This is a genomic window from Paenibacillus aceti (assembly GCF_003614185.1).
Classification (GTDB): domain Bacteria; phylum Bacillota; class Bacilli; order Paenibacillales; family Paenibacillaceae; genus Fontibacillus; species Fontibacillus aceti.
Map to the genome: position 1 here is coordinate 1,739,280 of NZ_KZ987724.1, position 20,635 is coordinate 1,759,914.

At 49.0% G+C, this 20,635-nt stretch carries 20 protein-coding genes; 4 read left to right on the forward strand and 16 right to left on the reverse strand.

Annotated elements, in window-relative coordinates; translation table 11 throughout:
• Positions 1 to 19: 19 nt before the first annotated feature.
• Entirely contained in the window at positions 20 to 1,090 is a 1,071-nt protein-coding gene (gene pdhA, locus BFJ94_RS07605) for a pyruvate dehydrogenase (acetyl-transferring) E1 component subunit alpha (protein ID WP_120462116.1), read from the reverse strand.
• Positions 1,091 to 1,345: 255 nt separating this feature from the next.
• Here pdhA and BFJ94_RS07610 point away from each other — a divergent pair, with 255 nt between their 5' ends.
• Positions 1,346 to 2,074 (forward strand): alpha/beta hydrolase, encoded by a 729-nt coding sequence (locus tag BFJ94_RS07610; protein WP_120462117.1) that lies wholly within the window; start codon positions 1,346 to 1,348, stop codon positions 2,072 to 2,074.
• A 55-nt stretch (positions 2,075 to 2,129) separates the two neighbouring features.
• On the opposite strand, the gene BFJ94_RS07615 is transcribed toward BFJ94_RS07610, so the two are convergent.
• Positions 2,130 to 2,792, reverse strand: a complete 663-nt coding sequence (locus BFJ94_RS07615; RefSeq protein ID WP_120462118.1) for a trimeric intracellular cation channel family protein — start codon at positions 2,790 to 2,792, stop codon at positions 2,130 to 2,132.
• A 141-nt stretch (positions 2,793 to 2,933) separates the two neighbouring features.
• Between BFJ94_RS07615 and BFJ94_RS07620 the strand changes: the two genes are divergently transcribed.
• The gene (locus tag BFJ94_RS07620) at positions 2,934 to 3,575 is read left to right on the forward strand and encodes a thiamine diphosphokinase (RefSeq protein WP_120462119.1); all 642 of its coding nucleotides are present in this window, start codon (positions 2,934 to 2,936) and stop codon (positions 3,573 to 3,575) included.
• A gap of 288 nt (positions 3,576 to 3,863) precedes the next feature.
• The gene (locus BFJ94_RS07625; protein ID WP_120462120.1) at positions 3,864 to 4,385 is read left to right on the forward strand and encodes a C40 family peptidase; all 522 of its coding nucleotides are present in this window, start codon (positions 3,864 to 3,866) and stop codon (positions 4,383 to 4,385) included.
• Between the two features lie 66 nt (positions 4,386 to 4,451).
• Here BFJ94_RS07625 and BFJ94_RS07630 read toward each other — a convergent pair whose 3' ends face one another.
• The 4 genes from BFJ94_RS07630 to BFJ94_RS07645 form a co-directional block, all read right to left on the reverse strand.
• The gene (locus BFJ94_RS07630) at positions 4,452 to 5,126 is read right to left on the reverse strand and encodes a winged helix-turn-helix transcriptional regulator (RefSeq protein WP_120462121.1); all 675 of its coding nucleotides are present in this window, start codon (positions 5,124 to 5,126) and stop codon (positions 4,452 to 4,454) included.
• A 122-nt stretch (positions 5,127 to 5,248) separates the two neighbouring features.
• A complete protein-coding gene (locus BFJ94_RS07635; protein WP_120462122.1) occupies positions 5,249 to 6,301 on the reverse strand; it encodes a MoeB/ThiF family adenylyltransferase in 1,053 nt (350 codons plus the stop codon).
• Positions 6,302 to 6,417: 116 nt separating this feature from the next.
• The gene (locus tag BFJ94_RS07640; protein ID WP_120462123.1) at positions 6,418 to 7,965 is read right to left on the reverse strand and encodes an ABC-F family ATP-binding cassette domain-containing protein; all 1,548 of its coding nucleotides are present in this window, start codon (positions 7,963 to 7,965) and stop codon (positions 6,418 to 6,420) included.
• 250 nt (positions 7,966 to 8,215) lie between these two features.
• Positions 8,216 to 9,097, reverse strand: coding sequence for a LysR family transcriptional regulator (locus BFJ94_RS07645; RefSeq protein ID WP_120462124.1), 882 nt, complete (start codon positions 9,095 to 9,097; stop codon positions 8,216 to 8,218).
• Between the two features lie 167 nt (positions 9,098 to 9,264).
• On the opposite strand from BFJ94_RS07645, the gene BFJ94_RS07650 reads away from it, so the two are divergent.
• Positions 9,265 to 10,014, forward strand: a complete 750-nt coding sequence (locus tag BFJ94_RS07650) for an SDR family NAD(P)-dependent oxidoreductase (RefSeq protein WP_120462125.1) — start codon at positions 9,265 to 9,267, stop codon at positions 10,012 to 10,014.
• Positions 10,015 to 10,070: 56 nt separating this feature from the next.
• On the opposite strand, the gene BFJ94_RS07655 is transcribed toward BFJ94_RS07650, so the two are convergent.
• The 10 genes from BFJ94_RS07655 to BFJ94_RS07700 are packed head-to-tail and all read right to left on the reverse strand — an operon-like array spanning position 10,071 to position 20,524.
• A complete protein-coding gene (locus BFJ94_RS07655) occupies positions 10,071 to 11,051 on the reverse strand; it encodes a hypothetical protein (RefSeq protein WP_120462126.1) in 981 nt (326 codons plus the stop codon).
• A complete protein-coding gene (locus tag BFJ94_RS07660; RefSeq protein WP_120462127.1) occupies positions 11,038 to 11,604 on the reverse strand; it encodes a hypothetical protein in 567 nt (188 codons plus the stop codon). The genes BFJ94_RS07655 and BFJ94_RS07660 overlap by 14 nt, the downstream gene beginning before the upstream one ends.
• A gap of 13 nt (positions 11,605 to 11,617) precedes the next feature.
• Entirely contained in the window at positions 11,618 to 11,995 is a 378-nt protein-coding gene (locus BFJ94_RS07665) for a hypothetical protein (RefSeq protein WP_162944216.1), read from the reverse strand.
• Between the two features lie 20 nt (positions 11,996 to 12,015).
• Positions 12,016 to 12,501: an ABC transporter permease gene (locus BFJ94_RS07670; RefSeq protein ID WP_120462129.1), complete on the reverse strand. Its 486-nt coding sequence runs from the start codon at positions 12,499 to 12,501 to the stop codon at positions 12,016 to 12,018.
• Positions 12,502 to 12,521: 20 nt separating this feature from the next.
• The gene (locus BFJ94_RS07675) at positions 12,522 to 14,618 is read right to left on the reverse strand and encodes a hypothetical protein (RefSeq protein WP_120462130.1); all 2,097 of its coding nucleotides are present in this window, start codon (positions 14,616 to 14,618) and stop codon (positions 12,522 to 12,524) included.
• The gene (locus tag BFJ94_RS07680) at positions 14,608 to 16,491 is read right to left on the reverse strand and encodes an ATPase, T2SS/T4P/T4SS family (RefSeq protein WP_120462131.1); all 1,884 of its coding nucleotides are present in this window, start codon (positions 16,489 to 16,491) and stop codon (positions 14,608 to 14,610) included. Before BFJ94_RS07680 ends, BFJ94_RS07675 begins: the two co-directional genes overlap by 11 nt.
• Before the next feature lie 2 nt (positions 16,492 to 16,493).
• Positions 16,494 to 17,324: a hypothetical protein gene (locus tag BFJ94_RS07685; RefSeq protein WP_120462132.1), complete on the reverse strand. Its 831-nt coding sequence runs from the start codon at positions 17,322 to 17,324 to the stop codon at positions 16,494 to 16,496.
• A complete protein-coding gene (locus tag BFJ94_RS07690; RefSeq protein ID WP_120462133.1) occupies positions 17,321 to 18,085 on the reverse strand; it encodes a hypothetical protein in 765 nt (254 codons plus the stop codon). The genes BFJ94_RS07685 and BFJ94_RS07690 overlap by 4 nt, the downstream gene beginning before the upstream one ends.
• 4 nt (positions 18,086 to 18,089) lie before the next feature.
• The gene (locus BFJ94_RS07695; RefSeq protein ID WP_229716901.1) at positions 18,090 to 18,989 is read right to left on the reverse strand and encodes an SAF domain-containing protein; all 900 of its coding nucleotides are present in this window, start codon (positions 18,987 to 18,989) and stop codon (positions 18,090 to 18,092) included.
• Positions 18,990 to 19,012: 23 nt separating this feature from the next.
• Positions 19,013 to 20,524 (reverse strand): serine/threonine-protein kinase, encoded by a 1,512-nt coding sequence (locus tag BFJ94_RS07700; protein ID WP_120462135.1) that lies wholly within the window; start codon positions 20,522 to 20,524, stop codon positions 19,013 to 19,015.
• Between the last annotated feature and the right edge of the window lie 111 nt (positions 20,525 to 20,635).

Consider the following 20,635-nt stretch of genomic DNA (forward strand, 5'->3'; position numbering starts at 1 on the left):
TCAAAATTCATTATTATTTTTATTTTTGAAAATCAGCCTTTTGAGCTTCCAAATGTTTAGGAGTTGTCTCGAACATGCTGTCGATCAAACCAGGAATTGTCATTTTCTCAGTTTGTTCCGCTTTCTTGATTTGTTCGTTAACCTTCGCCTTCGCTTCGTCTTTTACGCGAGCTGTATCTTCTTCAGTCCAAAGACCTTTCTTCTCCAGATATTTAGCCAGACGAGCGATCGGGTCCTTCTCGCTCCATTGTCCTTCTTCTTCCTTCGTACGATATTTCGAAGTATCGTCAGACAGGGAGTGTGGACGGAAACGATAAGTTACTGCTTCGATCAGAGTTGCCCCTTCTCCATTCCGAGCGCGTTCAGCAGCTTCACGTACCGCACTGATAACTGCGAATACGTCCATGCCGTCAACCTTAACACCGCGGATGCCGGCAGCCACTGCTTTATGGGCGATCGACTTAGCTGCAGTCTGTTTAGCAAAAGGAGTTGTAATGGCATAGCCATTATTTTGCACAAAGAAAATAACCGGCAGATTGAATACACCAGCGTAGTTCAACGCCTCGTAGAAGTCACCTTCGGAAGAACCGCCGTCACCTGTGTAAGTGATAGCAACATGCTTCTGCTGCTTCAATTTGAAGCCCATCGCAATACCCATAGCATGAAGCACTTGAGCACCGATGATAATTTGCGGCATCAATACATTAACGCCTTCAGGGATTTGTCCACCGTGTTGATGTCCACGGGAATACAGGAATGCTTGATACAGTGGAAGTCCGTGCCATACAAGCTGCGGCATATCACGGTAGCCCGGGCAGACGAAGTCTTCCTTGTCCAGAGCGAATTCACTACCTACCATCGTAGCTTCTTGACCAGAGACAGGCGCATAGAATCCCAGGCGTCCTTGACGGCCCAGGTTAACTGCACGGTCGTCCCAAGTACGGGTAAATACCATGCGATACATAAGTTCTTTCAATTGATCATCGGTTAAGTCAGGAGCTTTCGCTTTGTTTATGATTTCACCGTCAGGCGACAATACAGTCAAAGCTTCGACATCCTCCGTATATACTTCATAAGGAATCTTGCTCATTTTTTTCACCTCGACAAAAGATTTGAATATCTTGGTTCTCTGTTATAGAATTATTATACAACTGTTTTAGTCGTTAAGTCAAAGGAAATGCGCTTAAATAACTAAAATATTTATTTTTGTTTGTATAACAGGATGCTGATATTTGTATAACAGAGAGCCTTATTTGCAGATGTATGTAACCCTTGTCCTCATGGTTATGATACCTTAAATACATCAGCAAAGCCAAACCAACAATAAGGAGCGAAACATGTAAAAATGACAGATTCACGTTATCTGAAACGGACCATTGTTAAAGAAGAAATCGCTAGTAGCTATCTGGGAGAGAAACGGTCTCTGCGCATCTACCTGCCTCCCGGCTATAATGAAGTCATTAGTTATCCGGTAGTCTATTGCCAGGATGGAGAAGAGTTCTTCAACTTCGGACGTATTGCTACGACAGCGAATCGACTGATTCTAGAAGAGGATGTAGACCCTTTCATCATTGTCGGGGTAGAAGTAGACACCTCCATTCGTACTGCGGAATATTCTCCTGAAGGAGATCGGTTTGAAGCCTATACGTCTTGTTTCACTGAAGAAATTATTCCCTTTGTAGAACGCAATTATCCCGTTCGCCGTACGGCTCAGGAACGGATTCTCGCAGGAGACTCGCTCGGTGGTTCCGTCTCTTTGCATATCGCTATGAAAAACCGCACACTGTTTTCCAAAATCATCAGCTTGTCCGGTGCATACTATGAACCGTCCCTGAAATTGATCGCCGCTGAACAGGATTTATCGTATCTTTCCCTATATATGATTATCGGCTTACAGGAGGACAAGTTTACTAATTCCTTCGGAACTTATAATTTCGTGGAGTTAAATCGCGAAGCGAAGAAGCTGCTTGAAGAGCGCGGTGCTAAAGTGGAGTATTTCGAGAAGGATGGCCAGCATTTATGGGGATTTTGGCAGAAGGAGCTGCCTGAGGCGTTGATGTATTTTTTGAAGTAGATATTTAGAAAAAGAGCGGACCGCGCGTGGTGATTATCTGCGATCCGCTCTAACTTTACATTTTCATCTGTTCATTCGTGTTGTCCTCATCCGCCGAAACGCCGGAGGTCGTCCCCAGCTTCAACGAGCGGCGCGGCAGCTTCCATTTATAATATACGGACAGCATCCGGAAGCATACAACCAGAACGAATAGCACCAGCAGGCTTGCCGTTGATTTGGCGATACCGAGCCCAATAGCCAGTCCAGCTACGATAGACCATACGGCATAGATCTCCTCACGCAGCACCAGCGGCTTGCGTCCAGCCAGCAAATCGCGAATAATCCCCCCGCCGATCCCTGTCAGCATCGCAGCGACGACCACAGCAAGGATAGGATGCTTCATACCGGTCGCATAGAGTGCGCCTTGAATCGCAAACGCCGCCAGACCGATCGCATCGAACCAGGCCTCCGTCTTCTTCCAATGACGAATCCATGATAATGGCAATATAAATACGACGACAATCGATGTGATCGCCAGCAGCAGCAGCCCACCCTGAGACCATATGGTTGTAACCGGGACACCGATCACGATGTTGCGGACGATCCCTCCGCCGAACGCCGTAACCAAGCCTAATACTAGCACGCCAAGAATATCGTACTCCTCTTCCATCGCCACATAAGCTCCGGACAATGCAAAAGCAACCGTTCCTATGACGCTAAAGATTTCAAATAGTTCCATGCCCCGTATTTCACTGCCCTTTCTTTATGCTCTGATCGCTTAATTCATTGTAGTCCCGCTTCCTTTAATTGTGCAAGACCAAAATTTAAATTATACTGAACAAGGGCGCTCTAGCGAGGGTAGAGAAAGGAAGAATAGAAGATGAGAGCAAAACGGATACTCATTTTTGCCGGAGGATCGATCGATCCTTCTATAATAGAAGAAATAAAATCAGAGGACATCATTATCGGTGCAGATAAAGGGGCTTTATTCCTGGTTGAGCACGGGATCAGGCCGCATTATGCCGTCGGTGATTTCGACTCTGTAGATGCGGCTGAACTGGAGATAATCGAGAAGCACAGTGAACAACTGCTCGCTTGCGACGCAATAAATAAAGACTTAACGGATACCGAGCTGGCCTTCGATATCGCACTGGAGCAGCAGCCTGAGCAGATTCTACTGCTCGGCGTTACCGGATCGAGGCTCGACCATACGCTGGCTAATATCCACCTATTAGTAAGAGCTCTGGAACAGCAGATTCCATGTGCAATTCGAGATCATAACAACTATGTAACCTTGACGGATTCCACCAGTACTATTCAAGACCAGGGCTTCACCTATATCTCCCTACTGCCAGTCACCGCAGAGGTTACTGGGATTGATCTGCAAGGGTTCCAATATCCATTACATAACGCCACCTTAAAAATGGGACAATCTCTTGCGGTCAGCAATCGTCTGGATGAACCAGAAGGGATCATTTCCATCCGCAGCGGCTTGTTATTAATCATTCAAAGTAAAGACTGAAACTTAAATAATACAATTTTGTAACCTTCTAAAACTGCATATAATCATGTATAAAAGCCTTGATATTCAAGGCTTTTTCATGTTTTTCATAGGTTTATAATTGTCAATATATTAATTTTTTGTAACTTTAATCGTATTTTAATAATTAGTCCTGAAGTCCTGTCGCCCTTCATCCTAAGCACCCTTTGCCAATTATTAGGATATTAAAATTCTGTTATAGTTTATCTCGAGCCGGTTAACAAATATCCGGTCAGCAAAACAATCTAGCATTTTGGAGGTAACTACAACATGAAAATGAACAACATATCCAAAAAAATACTGGCTGTCGGCCTTGCTTCTACTATTGGTTTTGGAGCTTTGATGGTAACTGGCGTTGATGCCGCTTCCGCATCCTCTTCCAATACTACAGCAGAGAGCGTAGCCGTTTCCAAAGGAACACAGGTTGTAAACTACGGTAAAACATTCATGGGAACACCTTATAAATTCGGCGCTTCCACTTCAACTACAAAAGTATTTGACTGCTCTTCCTTCATGAAGCATATCTTCAAGAAATACGGCGTGACTCTTCCGCGTACTTCTGCAGCACAAGCGAAGGTCGGTAAAGCCATATCCAAGAGCAATCTTAAAGCCGGCGATCTGGTCTTCTTCTCTAGCGGCAGCCGGGCCACTGGCAGCAACGTAACTCACGTTGCGGTTTATATGGGCAATGGCAAGATTCTGCATACTTACGGTAAACCAGGAGTAACGATCTCCGATCTGAACTCCGGCAACTGGAAGAAAACTTACCTGAAAGCTCGTCGCGTACTCTAGTAATATATAGGCACAACCCAGGGCTGCTCCCGCAAATGCCATTTACGGCGAGGGAGCAGCCCTTTTTCATTGGATCATATACCCTGTCCCTCGCACGGTGTGAATCAATTTACGCCCATGGCCCTTATCAATCTTCTTGCGCAGATGGCGTATATAAACATCTACCACATTCGTGCCCGTGGCAAAATCATAGCCCCATACCTCCTGCAGAATCGAATCTCTTTGGCAAACCTCACCTACTCTTCTCAGTAAATGCCGCAGCAGATCATATTCCTTCGGTGTCAAGCGGACCAATTCTCCCGCGCGGAACACTTTGCGGCTCTTGAGTTCAATACGTAAATCTTCAAACGACAGCTCATCCGAGTGTACCTCCATAATGCGCCGAAACAGCCTGATGAAGCTGACGATCCGAGCATTAAGCTCTTCAATGGCAATATTGTCACATACGACATCCGTCGCACCATGCTGGAAGGCCGCCACTACATCTGCGGTTCTAGCTGATCTCTGCAGGGCAATGACAGGAAATACCGATTCATCCCCACCAAGCATCGGCATAATCCCAGTGAAATAAGCTAATTCCCCGGTAACCAGAACGACTTCAGGCGTCTCGCCAGTAATTTCCCGTAAAATATCTTCAGTATCGAGACATAATTGCACTCCGAAGCCCATTTTTTTCAGAACATTCTGCCATTTCGCCCCAAAGTCCCCATCATCTGCGATCAATAACAGGCTTGCCTTCATGGCTGTCCACCCACCTTTGCGCCGTCAGACTAACTGTATAGTATTAAAGTGGTCAAAACATGGACAAACCATTCCCCTAAATCAGGAATGACTGTCAATGAAGGAATGAATACAGGATTGGCTTAACCAAAATAACGGTCATAAAGAGTTTTGGCTTCCGCCAATTCCTTAGTTCCGTGAACAAGCGCTCTTCCGTCGGCGAACAAGACGATCCGTTTATCCCTCAGCGAGAATGAAAGAAGGAACGGGTTCAGTTCTACCTGCCCTTCGTCCAAACTGTTTAAAGTCTGCGCCACCTCGGACAAATTGAGCTTCCTTGGCTGTGCGGGTCGGATCTGCACCGTATCCCTGCCGCAGAGCACCTCCGCTTTCCTTGTTCCAGCAGCCGTTAAATACGGATACACCGGCTCGGCCCCGCAGGAATCGCAGTCGGTTCGCTTGGCCGAATCCACCTTGATCGATATTTGCTCATTCTTCCATAGATCAAAGGTGAGCAAGGTTCCGCGCAAGGAGTCGCTATTCCCTGTCAACAGCTTGAGCGCTTCCGCCGCCTGGTGTGCCACAACGATCTGCACAGCGGAGGGAATGACTCCGACGGTATCGCAGGTATCCCCACCGAATGGCATCGTGCCGAGCAAACAGTTCAGACAAGGGGTCACTCCAGGAATGATCGTATAGGTGATCCCGTAGCTTCCGACACAGCCGCCATAGATCCAGGGGATGCGATACTTCTGGGACATATCATTGATCAATAGTCGCGTATCGAAATTATCTGTCGCATCTAATATGAGCTGGACGCCAGGAAGCAGTGATTCCAGTTCCTCCTTGGTAACGTCCAGCACATGCGCATCGATTCGCACCTCGGAATTGATCGCCGCCAGCCGCTCTTTTACCGCGATCGCCTTCGGCTGCCTTGAAGCAGCATCCGCCTCCGTGAATAACTGCTGACGCTGGAGATTGCTCCATTCGACATAATCTCGATCCGCAATCACCAGCTGGCCGACTCCGGAACGGACCAAACTCTCGGCCAGCCCCGTTCCTAGCGCACCAGCGCCGATAATGAGCACCTTGGCATCCTGCAGCATCTGCTGGCCTTCCGCACCGATTGGCCGAAACAGTTTCTGTCGCGAATAACGATCTTGCACCGGAATCCCCCTCTTTCTTCTATAGATCATGCGAACATGTTTAAAAAAATGGAACGAAACACCCTATCGTTATCGGGAAGTATCGTGACTATTAGCCCCAAACTTGCCACCATAACGATACCACGTTTCGTTACCATTTCTATCGCTTATTTATTGGACCATGCTTCAACATCCCATACCTTCGTCACCCAATCTTCATAGAAATCAGGTTCATGGGACACGAGCAATACGGTGCCTTTAAATTCCTTCAGCGCCCGTTTCAATTCTTCCTTCGCTACGACATCCAGGTGATTCGTCGGTTCGTCGAATAGAATCCAGTTCGTCTCGCGCATCATCAGCTTGCAGAGCCGTACCTTGGCCTGTTCGCCACCACTGAGTGCCCTAAGCTGTCTCGTAATATGATCATTCTTCAGCCCACAGCGAGCCAGGTGAGCGCGTACCTCATGCTGGTTCAAATGCGGGAACTCATTCCACACATCATCAATCGGCGTCAAATTGCCAGGACGCACCTCCTGCTCGAAATAAGCCGGGAACAGGAAATCACCTTGATAGGTTTTGCCACTAACAGGCGGAATGACACCGAGAATTGTCTTGAGCAAAGTCGATTTACCTACCCCGTTGCAGCCGACGATCGCGATTTTCTCACCGCGTTCAATCGTCATCGACATCTTCGGCAACAGCGGATGGCTATAACCGATCTCGAAATCTATACCTTCAAATACCGTCTTGCCACTCGCTCTGGACTCTTTGAAATTAAAGATAGGCTTAGCGGCCTCTTCCGGCTTATCGATCCGTTCGATACGGTCCAATTGCTTCTCCCGGCTCTTGGCTCGTCCAGAAGTAGAATATCTCGCCTTATTGCGCTGGATGAAATCTTCCTGCTTTTTAATATACTCCTGCTGTTTCTCATAAGCATCAATATGCTGATTCTTGTTGATATCCGCCATCTCCAGGAACTTGTCATAGTTCGCAGAATAACGGGTCAGCTTGGCGAACTCCAGATGATAAATCACATTCACGACCTGGTTCATAAATTCGGTATCATGTGAAATGAGCATGAATGCATACGGATAGTTCTGCAAATAGTTCGTAAGCCACTGGATATGCTCTACGTCCAGGTAGTTGGTCGGCTCATCGAGCAGCAGCACATTCGGCTTCTCCAGCAGCAGCTTGGCGAGCAGCACCTTCGTACGTTGACCACCGCTCAGAGCGGATACGTCGCGATCCAAACCGATCGCGGCCAGGCCCAGCCCGTTAGCCATCTCCTCCACCTTGACATCGATCAGGTAGAAATCACCGATTTCCAGCTGCTCCTGAATATCCCCCATCTGGATCAGTAGTTCCTCCAGTTCCTCCGGAGTGGCATCCGCCATCTTCTCGGTGATCGCCATCATCTCCTGCTCCAATTCAAGCAGCGGCAGGAACGCATCCTTAAGCACATCGCGTACCGTCTTCCCTGGTGTCAGCTTGGAATGCTGATCCAGATAGCCATACCGTACCTTCGGCATCCATTCGACCTTACCCGAATCCCTTAATTGCTGTCCGGTCAGTATGTTCATTAATGTAGATTTTCCAACTCCGTTCGCCCCGACCAGACCTACATGCTCTCCGGCCAGCAAACGAAAGGATACGTTCTTGAATAAAGTGCGATCCCCGAAATTATGGGACACGTTCTCGACTGTTAATAAGCTCATTGAAACTGCATAACTCCTTTATCTAATAGTTCATTATGATTGAATCCATCATTGTCCAACAAGTTCATCCCGAGCGGTTTGTCCCAGGTGGACATTCAAGAATTTATTGTAGCATAACAAGCGTTCGTTCGTAACCTATATAATAAGTACAAATATAATAGGTAAAAATTGAACTAATGATTCTCAAGCAGGAAAACAACATGTTTCGGATATAGGCACCCGACCGAAATGTTCTTCAGATCACTGTCGCTCAGGCATGCTTCAACCGCTGAATGAAGCGTTTGATAATCGGGTTCGCCTGGTTCTGTGCAGAGCTAACCCAGCCGTAGTATACGGGATGCGAATTCTCCAGCTCAATCGGAACAATGTGGGTAGGGAAGTCCTTGTTCTTGAACGAATAATCAAGACCTACCGTCAACGCCAGCCCCCCGAGCACCGCCTTCTGGATCGCCGGAACATTGTTAGAGATGAACAGAATATCCAGTTCGCCGAATTGGGCGACAAATTCCGTCATATACGCCCGGATATATTCATCGTCGTACAAAACGAGGGTATATTTCAGCAGTTCTCTCGGATGGATGGACTTCCGCAAGGCGAGCGGAGAATCGGCTCTGACTCCAACGACCATTTTGCCGGTAAATATTCTCTCGAATCTCAGCATTCGATTCTGATTGATCAGCCGCTCATTCATCGCGATAAAGCCGATGTCGATCTGATTGCTATGAAGCTCATCGAGAATATCCTTCGGCCCCTTCTCTATAATCTGCACCTTCACATACGGATAATCCGTCTTGAAGTCAGCGATCAGCTCCATCAGCAGATGCATGGGCCCAGGGATCGTCCCGATGAACAACTCACCACTTAATTTCTCACTGTAATTCCCCGCTTCATCCCGCAGCCGCTTCACAAGCGTAATAATCTCCCCGGCAATTTCAATCAAAGCCTGTCCCTCTGCCGTCGGAACAGCGCCAATTCCACGCGAGCGATGAAACAACACTACCTCTAGCTCAGATTCAAGCATAGATATCGATTGGCTCACGGCCGACAAAGTAACATGCGCGTGCTGGGCCGTCTTGGTCAGCGATTTCGTCTTGGCCACATCCACTATATACTCCAGTTGCTCCAGATTCATTTACTACTCGCCCCTCGCCACTATTCTCTATCATTATCCCATTTTTTACCGACATTATTAAGTAATATTAAATTGCAGATAAATATATATAAATTTTATTAAACAATGACATTTGTTACAATGGTTTTAGGAATTAATTACAACTTCTAGAAAGGTGGAGTTCTCATATGGATACAAAAAGAGTAGCAGTTATTACAGGTAGTGCAAGCGGGATTGGTAAATCAACCGCTTTCAAATTTGCCGCCGAAGGTGATCGCGTCGTCGTTGCCGATTTCAATGAACAAGCCGGACAAGCTGTAGTCGATGAGATCAAAACAAAAGGCGGAGAAGCTATTTTCGTTAAAACAGATGTTTCGAAGTTCGAAGATGTTGAGGCATTGGTCGAGAAGGCTGTGAAAACTTATGGCAGAATCGATGTTATGTTCAACAACGCCGGGATCGGCCGCCTGACCCCTGTACTGGATCAAAAGCTGGAAGATTACCATGCCGTAATCAATGTCAACCAGCATGGCGTGCTGCACGGAATTATCGCCGCAGGCAAGAAAATGAGAGAACTGGGTACACATGGCGTAATTATTAATACCGCCTCCGTATTCGGTTTCCTCGCTTCGCCAGGAACCTTCGCTTATCATGCCAGCAAGGGCGCTGTCATCATGATGACCAAATCCGCAGCTCTGGAGCTCGCTCCTCATGGCATCCGCGTAGTTGCCGTAGCTCCGGGCGCTGTTGATACGCCGATCATTCAAGGCTATAAGGATCAAGGCTTGACCGATGCGATGAAATCCAAGGTAATGGGCAATAAACTAACTCAACCTGAGCAAATCGCCGACACGGTATACCTTCTGTCCACGCCGGACGCAAGCGCTATCAACGGCAGCGTCGTCATGGCTGATGAAGGATATGCTTCTTTTAAATAAACATAACATACAAAACAAACAGGCGCACTCTTACTCAAGAGTAGCGCCTGCTTCTATTACAGCTCACATCTCGCCTCAAAATATCCCCGGGCCGCCGCTTCCCGCTTGCTGGAGAAGATCTCTTCCCTCCTGTAGGGCAGCTTGCATTCTGCGTAGTAGTAATACTTGATGTTCGTCACTGGATCGACTCCTCCTGTAATCATCTTCTGCCTCGTTAACCGCCCTCCGCCAAGAGCGAAGTTATTATAATAACGGCTGCCGACCGGAATACCTTGCAGAAACACGATTATTCCTACATCATCCAGTGTATTATTCCATTCTTCCTGAGAGATTGTCGGTAAAGTAAAGGTATAAGTATAACCCAGTCTGGCGGTATGTTCATTATGTAATGCGATCACCTGCTCCAGTTCATCTTCAATCTGATGCACGATGACAGACCGTCTGATCTGCTCGAAGACTTCTGCATCTTGCAGCAGCGGAATCGGAACCTGTGAGCTAATATCTGCAAATAAGCCGCGAACTTCCTCTCCGCTAGAAGGAGAGATCACCCGGATCATCTGATCGAGCGTAAAAGCGACGCTATTCCCCGCCGCATCCACATAAACATAAGGCTTCTTCGGCCGCCAATGATGCTTCAGGCTGGGTTCACCATCCGAGCTTACCCCTTCATCCAGGGCATAGACCCAATAACCGTCATAATCAATGACTACAATCGCAGGAATATAATTAAATAAAGTTTCCATAGCCAACGGATCATCGGCAATGCCGAAGTTTAGCGACAGCGTATGCCGCAATACCTCTAACGCCAGTTCCTTATCGGCCCGCATATATTTGTCAGAGCCGTAGCCCGTCTCGAACTGCTGCAATTCATTTCGACTCAGTACGCTGGCTGTATCCTGTACGGCTGTACGCAGCGCTGTGGTATAACGGATCTGCAGCCGATTAACTTCCTGAAGATCCGCAGCATATAGAGCTATGACCCAGAGCAGCGGCCCGGCGATCAGTACAAAAACGACAGCCCAGTCAGTGATCTTCATTCAGTACCATCCCTCCGTAAAGCAGCACTTGCTGGCTCCGTCCCAGCGCAGAACCGGCATATAGGAACCCGGACAATATCTCATATGGAGTAACCGAACGCCTTGTTAATGAGACTGAGAAGAAATCACCCGTTTCGAGCTTGTACAGTCTGTCTGCACTCTGCTGTACACCGTCAGATTCAGGCACGGAGTCAGGGAATAATCGGCTTAACAGATCCGAAGTATAGTAGGAATCATACACGACACTGAAGCGATCCTGAAAGGAAGTACTGTCAGCCGGGTCTCTGTATTCAGGGTGGTATTTCTTGTACCTGTGCTCCAGCTCCACCTCATAGATTCGCCCGGAGACAGCCAAGTCACGCATGAAGTCCTCATACATACCCGCAGATAAGTACCCCTTATTCCGCACCGCATCCGTGAACTGGACCATCGTATTGTATGCTGCAAGCACCGCAATATCCTCTTCCCGCTCAGCGGCCTGCACTGCCGGAAATAGCAGCAGCAGAGCCACTGCCAGCAACGCCGCCATAATTTTGGATAGCGGATTACTCATGCATCAACGCCCCCTATAGGCTGTAAAATGAGAGACTGCGCAGTTGTCCCCTATCATCATAACCTCGATCACAGGAGTAACTACGATCCAGGTGGATCAAAGTATGCAGCAAGGTTTGTGAATCATCCGTATCTGTAATCTGAACCTGATCGACCTGGAGCGCCACCCCTTGATCAAACCAGGCCTGAAGACTGTATAAAATCTGCACACCTGAATAGATGTCTAGGGTCGGATTTACTTGATTCGCCCAAACCCGGGTATGGACACTGGCCTTCTGATTCTGAATGAATGGTACCATCCCCTCCAATACCAGCATCTGCCTTGTATTGTAATCCAGCGTGAAGATTAGAGCGCTCATGCACAGAGTCAAAGCACCCAGCAGCCATATCATTTCCTTAAGCGTCCGGAGCATCAGGAATTTACGGCCGTCTGCGTGAAGATTAACCCGCGCACGACATTGGAATTATCCTTAATTACTCTGGCCTTGAACTTCCCGCTCGGATTCACATATTCATTCAGACTCTCATTCCATGAACTACTGATATCTGCCAAGCTTCGGTTGATGACGGAGCCGAAATCATCCGAATTGCCGCTGATATTCAAGATACTGCCATACCATTCGCCCTGATGATTCTTCCCGGTGATCACTTGTATACCGAACTGGTCCCGGTCCTTAAATTTGCGCAGCGCATTCGTCACTTGAGAACCGCTGACAGTCGTATCATCATACACCGTGAAGGATGCCTGTGACAGTTCGGTCTGAATGTCAGAGAAATTGTTCTGCGCGGTCTTCGTCGCCTCCTGGGCCGAGACGAACAGGACAACCACAATCGTGATCAAGGCGATGGTCAGAAATATACCTGCTGCTACTTTTAATGCAGATGAAGCGTTATTCATATTTACTTCCTCCTTCAACCCTATAAATTTTGAATTTGCTGAAAATACACATCCATTTGCTTGAAGCTCATCCAGATCAGCGGAATAACCAAGTAAGCAAAAATTAAGGAGTACATGGGCAAAAAGCCGATCATCCGTCCCAGCTCCGCCTTCATATCCAAATCCTTCTCATAATCAAGCCGTCTGCGCTCAAAATGGAACCCCATCTCGCTCTGCAAATCATCAAATGCTTTTCGAACCGCGATCTTCTCCTCCGCTTGAATCAGATGCTCAACCAAACGTTGGAACTCCTCCAGCGCAATCTCATTCCTTAATCCGTGCAGCGCTGCCTCCGCTCCCGCATCATAATGAGCCAGACATTTCTCAAGCGGCACCTTGAAAATAACAGCATAGCTATACAGCCATTCCAAAATAACTTCCACGGAGATTCGCTCAAAATCCCGCAAAATCAAAATCATCGTCTGAAACTGATATACTTCATGTCTCATATCTGTCAGGCGTAATCTGCGCTGAAATTGCAGTGTCCATAGCGGGCCGTAATACCCTGCTATTGCAATTAAGAGAGCCAGCAGGAGCTCCCACCATTTCCAATACTCCGTTTGATAACGCTCCAGCTTGTCCATAATGCGTTGGATCGTTGCGGCCTGCTCTTTATTAAGCTCTATTCCTAGATCTTGTGCTGTGGTAGCTATGCTTGCCGCAACCGTAGCCTGATCTGTACTCGCTGACATCCCTGCGCTGCGTAGAACCTGACGATCAAGCTCCGCCATCTCGCGCGCAGCATCCTTCTCCTCCTTCGAGAGAGTACCGAGAAATACGTAGCTCGCCGGAGGCTCCGCTATAATCCAGACCTTGCTCTTCCAATGTGCCCAGGTGATTGCAGATACCGCGATGAGAAGACAGCCAAGGAATAGCGCTAATCGCCTGACCTGGAGTAATTCGACCCGCAGCATCTGGTTCGTCTGCTTGAGCAATTCAGCCAGATGGTCATAACGAAGCGTGCCCGGAGCGGGGCTGAACCAGCTAACGGCCGCTCGCACCACTTTCCAGCGGTAAGCCTTCGCCTCCCAAATTGCTTTTTCCGTACTAGCCCGATAAGCAGTAGCCTCCTCACTTCTTAATTTCTGCAGCAGAATATAGCTGAGCAGAATAATAATGAACAGAGTAATATGAATAGCAATTCCGAGCTTGCTCAAATAGAAGCGATCCATCAACGGAAAATTACTGCGCGCCCAAAGTTCAATCGGCTTGGTGAAGAAGATAGGTATGAGCGCGATCAAGCTTAGGCCTTTGAGCAAATAATCAAGCTTGTTCCTGCGGATCAGTTCGAGCTGGATCTCCTCAGCCAGACTGGATATCCCTCGCAAATATAGCGAACCCGCCTGCTCATCCTTGCGATCACCATATTCCATAATCAGTCTGGAGATCGCGGCAAATCCTCTGAGAAAACGGTTCGGTGCCGTCTCATAATACTGATCCAGCTCTTTATCCGGCTCCGCGGAGATAAGAGCTTCATAGATTCGCCCCCCGTGCCGGGCGATTTCCTCACCCGATGTCTCATTCGCTTCATCTATGGCATCCGCCACCATCTCATGGCTATGATAGGCATGCCTGACGGCCGAGAACCATTGCAGCATTTGCTGCAGCAGCTTCTTCTCCCATCTCGCTACATAACCTTCCAAGATCAAGTTGTGAATAACGACAACAGTAATGAGCGTAGTTATGAAGAACAATACACTGGGATGTATCAGGGTCAACAAGCTAACCGCCAATCCGGAAATGCTCAGCAGCAAATAGACAAGCTGCATAGTCTGCTGTCTTAATATCAATTCATCGGAAGACCGTAGCAAGGCTATCCGGCTGCGCACCTTGAGTACATACAAGCGTAAAGGCGCGAACTTCATGGCCAGAGCATAGGATCTTAACAGAAGGGATGAACTTGCAGCCTTGAGCCTTGACGCTATACCGAGTTCTGCTTCAACGGCCGCTGCACTTATCCCCAGTTTCTCGGCCCGCTTCTCTTCACGTCTGCGAAGCTCCAGCGCGATCAAATATATAGCACCAAATGATAAAAATGATATAAGCGCGACCCATAACAAGACCGAATTAAGCTCCAACCCGCTCCCCCCAATACTGCGACAGAAATTGCTCGAAGCGATCCGCATCCTCCGGGAGCATCTCACGCTGCATCTCCTTGCGACAGCGCTCCGTAATCGGCTGAACAGGCCGGTATTCACCATCTACATACTCAATGATTGTTCTTTCCTGATAGGTTCGCTCCCATAGATGTCTATTAAGAGCAACAGCTGTATTATAGGTATCTGTAAACTCGCTGCTACCCCGCGCAATCTCATGATCAATACGCTGGCAGCACTGGGTAATCCGTTCAATATACCGATGCCCATGTATGTCTCTACGCAAATGGATGTCAAAATCGATAACCCCCGCCACCTGCAACTCAGCGACCCGTTCATCCCGGAACACACCCGTTTTCAGCAAAGAGTTGCGCAATGAATCTACCAGATCAGGGAACGTCTTGGCATGATGCGTAAACACGGTAAATAGACTGGCCACTTGCGCCATTTGAATCATCCAGGATGCTACCTCATCTGTAGCAACCTCGCCCAGAATATGCACAGTCCCATCCGTCTTCTTCTGCAGATCAAGCCCGGCCTGACCGCTCACATACTCCGTCTCCCGGAAACTGAGTATATTTCTCGCGTTATACAGCTTCCGCAAATTCAACTCGAAGGACATTTCTTGCACACGAAGCGTGTAAGAAGCATAAATATGCTTGACCAGCGCCATTAACAGCGTCGTTTTGCCCGAGCCCTGCGATCCGGTGATAGAGGTAATGCGGCTGCCCTTCATCAAATACTTCAGCAATTGTATGGGAAGCTCGGCCCGGCCGCCCTGGATTAACTGTTCAAGTGCAGCCCCGCGGGTATCGAATTTGCGGACGAAAAAGGCCCATGACTCAGCGAAGGGCGGACGCACTACGACGACCCGCGAGCCATCCTTCATATCGTTTACCTTATAACCGCTCGCCTCAGACAATTGCCCCGGCAAATTGTACTTGTAAATATTTTGACAAATCCGCTTGAGCTCGAATTCACTGCCGAAGGATAGGAAGGGGAGCCTGATGCTCTTACCTTTATAAAATATCCAGACACTCTCCCAGACCTGAGAAAAATCGCGGCCATCTTCATCCACATTCGCTTCAATCCCATTCATATAACTGTAATCGCTCGGTGAATTATCCAACTGGGCGGATGCCGAAATTCCGCTCACTCCGCCGCTTACCCCATCGATCCGCTGCTCCATGATACTGTCGATCACCGAAAAACCCTTATAGGATTGGTACACACGCTGCACAATAATATCCAGCTTCTCTTCGAAGCTCAACTGCCTATATTCCCGGCCGAAGCAATAATCGATATCTTCACCGCTAATTTCATACATATAGCTGCCCTCTTCATCTGTGGACGGCTTCGGTTCATCCAGTTCATAGTCCTCGATCAGAGCGGATAGTGCCTCATCGCCATACCTTTGGCGGTACAAGTAGAATACAATTTCAAAGCGATCCTGACAGGTTAGCCTGACAGGCTGCTGAAACGGAATGATCCGTTCCATCCTGTCCTCTGTCAATTTATAGCCATCTATCAGCAAATCGCGGATATAGGCTTGAACGAAGCGCTTATCCTGGCGATCTCCCAGGGAGCAGCCCCGCAAAGCCTGACGCAGCTCCGTCCTCGCTTTCACTTTACGGTTCCAGGCTTCCTCGCTCATTCCCCATTGATTGATCTTGTTGCGGCTCAGCTCATGCAGCTGAAATTTCACATACTCAATGAGATCCGGCAAGCTGTATGGCTCATGGGCCGTCCCCTTCCCTGATTTATCACTCGAAACTGCTCTAGCCCTAAGCCATACGAGAAGAAGCGCCAGCAGCGAGATCAAGGCAATACCGATGCCATTCGCAACTCTTTCCATCGCTACGCCCCCTTGTCATTGGACGGAGATCGCGAGACCGTGTACTTGCCACATAATTTAATTACTCCTTCAGCAAGCTCCTGCAGCGCCTCCAACAGCGTCCCTCGCTTCGTCCCCGTTCGGCCAGGTAGCTGGATCCTTCGGAAATAGCGGAGCAGATCGCGCTCATTCCACGCATCTGCGAACCCGGTCTCATAACAGATGCCATAGATCGGGAGATCGCAATCATAATATCGTCTGATATTGGCTATATTCCACTTGGCCTGCCGATCATAGTTACGGAGAACGATGCCGCTAACCCGATTCGCAGAATTCTGGAGAGATGATCTATATAATTCAAAAAAATGATCAAGCTCCGTCCGATTCTGATGCAACACCGGAAATAACAGCTCCGGCTCCAACTCTTCATTCGGTATGAATCTGCCGCTTCGATGCAGTAGCACGAGCTCATAGGAATCCTCAGCAATCGCGTATAGCTGCTGCAGCAGCATTTCATCCACCTGCTTGTCCATCCCTCCTCTGGCACCAGCCACCAGATCAAGGCGGCCATTAATCAGTGGTCTCGTATAATCTGCAAAATTGTGGCGCGATAGACGCCGATTATGGAGCAAGCGAAGTAAAGCCTCGGTTCCTGTCTCGGCTACCATCTTGCCATCGCCTGCAGCAGCAATATGATCTTGCGCCGGGAAGCCTTGCTCTACCCCATATCCAGCCTCCGCTTCATTAACCAGCAAGATATGCTGCCTATGATAGAGTGCTACAGCTATAGCCACTGCTGCTGCAATCCCTTCCGCACCGCCATGACCGAAATCCCAAAATACGATTCGACTCATAGGTCCCTCCTTTGCGCACTGCGCAGCGCCCTCTTCGCTTCGCCTCTCGTCCAGCCAGCTAATTGGACGAGCAGTGACACCAGCGCTCTTTTGTAAGAACGAGTGACTTTATGTATGGCAAGTGTATGCTCATGCCCATTCTCGAAATGAACGGCTGCATCGATCTCATTCCAGGGAATACAGGTTACCTCTGCCTCCCAATGAATCGGTAAATCCTCTACAATGCTCATCATGTAATCAGCGGTCAAATAGCTCTCCACCGTTCTTACCAGAACGGGTTCAATGCTGATCTCTCCTAGCTCAGGGTCGGCTTGAAGTAATTGTCTGAACCAGGCCGCACTTCGTTCCACCTCATAGTGATCAAAGGTCGTCACCCATATGAAACGATCGATTTGTGGCCACAGCCACGCTCTAACCGGCAGCTCCGGCTCGAAGTCATACAGCACATAATCATAGCCGCTATGCTGTTCAGCCTCCGGCTGCCCCTTGAATGTCTCCGCTTCCCCCACCACTTCCGGTAAACCGGCCGATATATCAAAGCCGCAGAATTCAATCAACGGCAAATCGCCCGTGCTATTGCGAGCGAGATATTGATACTTCCTTCCGGCTGTTCCGTCTATGAGCAGGACGCGATGTCCCGCAGCGGCGAGCAGTCTGCAAATATAGAGAATTAGCTCTCGCTTATCGCTCACCCCGGCGAATAGCCAACGTTGCATCTGATCCCCCTCCATTTCAGCTGGCTCCAGCGAGCCAGTTCTCAAAATGTCACTCTCCCTGCGCCCCATCAAATACAAATGAATCGGTTGTTGACTGAGCAGGTTGAGCAGCCTTCATACCGGACTTACCGCCGACAAATTCAGCAGCTCGCTGTGGAGATACCGCCGCCAAATCCCCCTCTAGTCCCGCTCTTAACGAAGAGGTCAATGCATGCTCGGCCTTTTCCACAATATTCGGGTCCTTGCGAATCACCTGTAGAACAGCATCGCTAGGCGGATAAGTCGGGATGGCCTCGCGCTGCAAAAAGGGTTCTACGTATTTAAGGGCATAAATCGAAGCCTTATGTAAATAAGCGTCTACAATCCCGCTTGAGAGCAGCAAGATCTCCGCTTCATCCAAGGTTGCCGTGATTACTCCCGGAGATAATGACTCGATCCGCTTCTTGGAGAGCAGGATATAGTCCTGCCCTGTCGGGAATTGAATCCGCACATCCACAACGTCCTTTGCCTTCAGTTCACCCGGCAATTGAATGAAGCCCATTTCCCGGTAACGCAGATCATCCGGCACAGCCCCTTCCTCGTACAACAACGACTCGGTAATGATCGTGTTGGGGGAAACTGTAATCTTTACAGCCTTGCCAACGATCTGCTCAGAAGCTCTGATCCAATTGTCAGGCACATGGTTGACCGCCATTGTAACCGATGCGAGATCCTGCCTTGTAATCCGTTCTCCGGCAGTCTTCTCCCGGGCCAGGGTCCATCCCGCAACAAGATCTTCGGAAGCCTGATTGAGCATGGATATCTCGGCTTCATATTGCTGCTTCAATGAAGCTCGAACCTCCTGTAAATGCTTGGATGCATGTACGGCATAGCCGGCGAATAAAATGCCGATAATGCCCGCCCCTACCATTCCGGCATAGAGAAATTGCCTGGTTCGTCTTCTGAACATGTACACACCTCACTTCCTCTCATTCATTTCCTGCCTGAGAGCCAGAACCCGCGCTTCAGCGGACGCAGCACTTGAGGCAGCACCTCACTGCATACCTGCAATAACGCCATTTCGATCGCTTGCCCGGGGGAGAAGGGATTGCTCTCAGCCGGCAAAGCATACACCTGCTTCGTCCCCAGCCTCCTCTGCAGCCTGCCGATATCTGCGGCAGAAGCGAGCGGGAGACAATAAATCGGCGGTCGCTTGCTCTGCCCCAATGTCTCTGCAGCGAACATCTCCAGCTCATCGATCTTCCACACGGTTGCCGAACCGACTAATATCGCCAGGTCAGCTCTGACGAATTCCTCCAGCAGATCCTTACGCTTGCCCGCGCCAAGATCACAAATCATATAAGTGTAGTTCTCGGCGAACAAATCAAGCAGTTCAACCCGCGAGCTGGTTCTAATATAGTCGACCCCCTCGATCCGGTTGCGCTGATAATGCGATGACTTGGCTGGCCTGCTCCCTAGCTCCAGCCTATGAAAAATTCGTTCGAATGCAGTTGCCCGTGGATCCAGCTCCAACACAGCCACTCTTCGCGAATATCTAACCAAGGAATGGGCCATCGCTATCGCCGCATGCGTCGTACCCACTCCCGGGCCTGCACCCATCAATGCGATCACAATCGAGCGCCCGGGAACGAATATGCCTCCCTCTTCGGCCCGGTCTCTATCCTTAGATTTAACACTCCCAAGCGACCGCTGCTCAATCAACTTGGCCAGTACAGTCCCAGCCTCCTGCGCGGATTGAAACCTATCTTCAGGGCTGCTCCTCAACAACCTCTCAATTACAGGACCGAGGAGCGAGAAGCCCTTCTTGTCTAGCCACTGCTTGGCCTCGGTCGTATACTCTGTATATTGGAATTTCGTAGCCAAATATAATAACACCGCGCCAAGGGAGTACAAATCTGCACGTCCATCACTCTGACGTCCGCCATACTGCTCAGGCGCCGCAAACCCGATCGTTCCCAGCTTCACGGTATCATCATCCCTATCGAACTTGAATTTTCTAGCGACACCAAAGTCTACTAGCCGGATCTCACCCTTAGTATCGATCAGCAGATTGGATGGCTTCAAATCGCGATGGATAATCGGCGGTTGCCGTGTATGCAAATAGTGCAGCCCTTCACAGATCTGTACCCCCATCCCGATCAGCATCTCCGGCTTCAAGCTCCGTCCAAGCTGGCGAACATATTGATCCAGATGAATCCCCTCGATGTAATCCATGACAAGATAGGAGCAGCCCTCCGAGGACCAGTAATCCACAATGCGCGGCAGGCGATGGTGATTCATCGCAATAAGCAGCGCCGCTTCCTCCTCCAATTGTGCCTCTAATGGGGCACTTGCTGTCGTCACTTTGACCGCCCATCGTTTGCCTGGAAGCTTCATATCGGCGGCCAGATAGACATAGCTCATCCCGCCCCGCCCAATCAAGCGTTCGATCCGATACCGCCCCGCGATCACCTCTCCTTGAGTCAGCACTGCGATATGCGGCAATCCATTCCCTCCTTTGCAACGCAAAAAGGGAAAGCCCACGTCCAGCCCGGAATAACCGAGACTAAACGGGATGCTTTCCCATTGGTTGTTTTGTATAATTTTGGAATCAGT

Bases quoted from the DNA above. Each gene is read 5' to 3' on its own strand.
- BFJ94_RS07685 (WP_120462132.1), bottom strand. From the start codon at position 17,324: ATGAGTCGAATCGTATTTTGGGATTTCGGTCATGGCGGTGCGGAAGGG.
- BFJ94_RS07625 (WP_120462120.1), top strand. From the start codon at position 3,864: ATGAAAATGAACAACATATCCAAAAAAATACTGGCTGTCGGCCTTGCT.
- BFJ94_RS07680 (WP_120462131.1), bottom strand. From the start codon at position 16,491: ATGGAAAGAGTTGCGAATGGCATCGGTATTGCCTTGATCTCGCTGCTG.
- BFJ94_RS07655 (WP_120462126.1), bottom strand. From the start codon at position 11,051: ATGAAGATCACTGACTGGGCTGTCGTTTTTGTACTGATCGCCGGGCCG.
- BFJ94_RS07635 (WP_120462122.1), bottom strand. From the start codon at position 6,301: ATGATCTATAGAAGAAAGAGGGGGATTCCGGTGCAAGATCGTTATTCG.
- BFJ94_RS07640 (WP_120462123.1), bottom strand. From the start codon at position 7,965: ATGAGCTTATTAACAGTCGAGAACGTGTCCCATAATTTCGGGGATCGC.
- BFJ94_RS07630 (WP_120462121.1), bottom strand. From the start codon at position 5,126: ATGAAGGCAAGCCTGTTATTGATCGCAGATGATGGGGACTTTGGGGCG.
- BFJ94_RS07670 (WP_120462129.1), bottom strand. From the start codon at position 12,501: ATGAATAACGCTTCATCTGCATTAAAAGTAGCAGCAGGTATATTTCTG.
- BFJ94_RS07660 (WP_120462127.1), bottom strand. From the start codon at position 11,604: ATGAGTAATCCGCTATCCAAAATTATGGCGGCGTTGCTGGCAGTGGCT.
- BFJ94_RS07615 (WP_120462118.1), bottom strand. From the start codon at position 2,792: ATGGAACTATTTGAAATCTTTAGCGTCATAGGAACGGTTGCTTTTGCA.
- BFJ94_RS07650 (WP_120462125.1), top strand. From the start codon at position 9,265: ATGGATACAAAAAGAGTAGCAGTTATTACAGGTAGTGCAAGCGGGATT.
- BFJ94_RS07665 (WP_162944216.1), bottom strand. From the start codon at position 11,995: ATGATATGGCTGCTGGGTGCTTTGACTCTGTGCATGAGCGCTCTAATC.
- BFJ94_RS07645 (WP_120462124.1), bottom strand. From the start codon at position 9,097: ATGAATCTGGAGCAACTGGAGTATATAGTGGATGTGGCCAAGACGAAA.
- pdhA (WP_120462116.1), bottom strand. From the start codon at position 1,090: ATGAGCAAGATTCCTTATGAAGTATATACGGAGGATGTCGAAGCTTTG.
- BFJ94_RS07620 (WP_120462119.1), top strand. From the start codon at position 2,934: ATGAGAGCAAAACGGATACTCATTTTTGCCGGAGGATCGATCGATCCT.
- BFJ94_RS07610 (WP_120462117.1), top strand. From the start codon at position 1,346: ATGACAGATTCACGTTATCTGAAACGGACCATTGTTAAAGAAGAAATC.
- BFJ94_RS07695 (WP_229716901.1), bottom strand. From the start codon at position 18,989: ATGTTCAGAAGACGAACCAGGCAATTTCTCTATGCCGGAATGGTAGGG.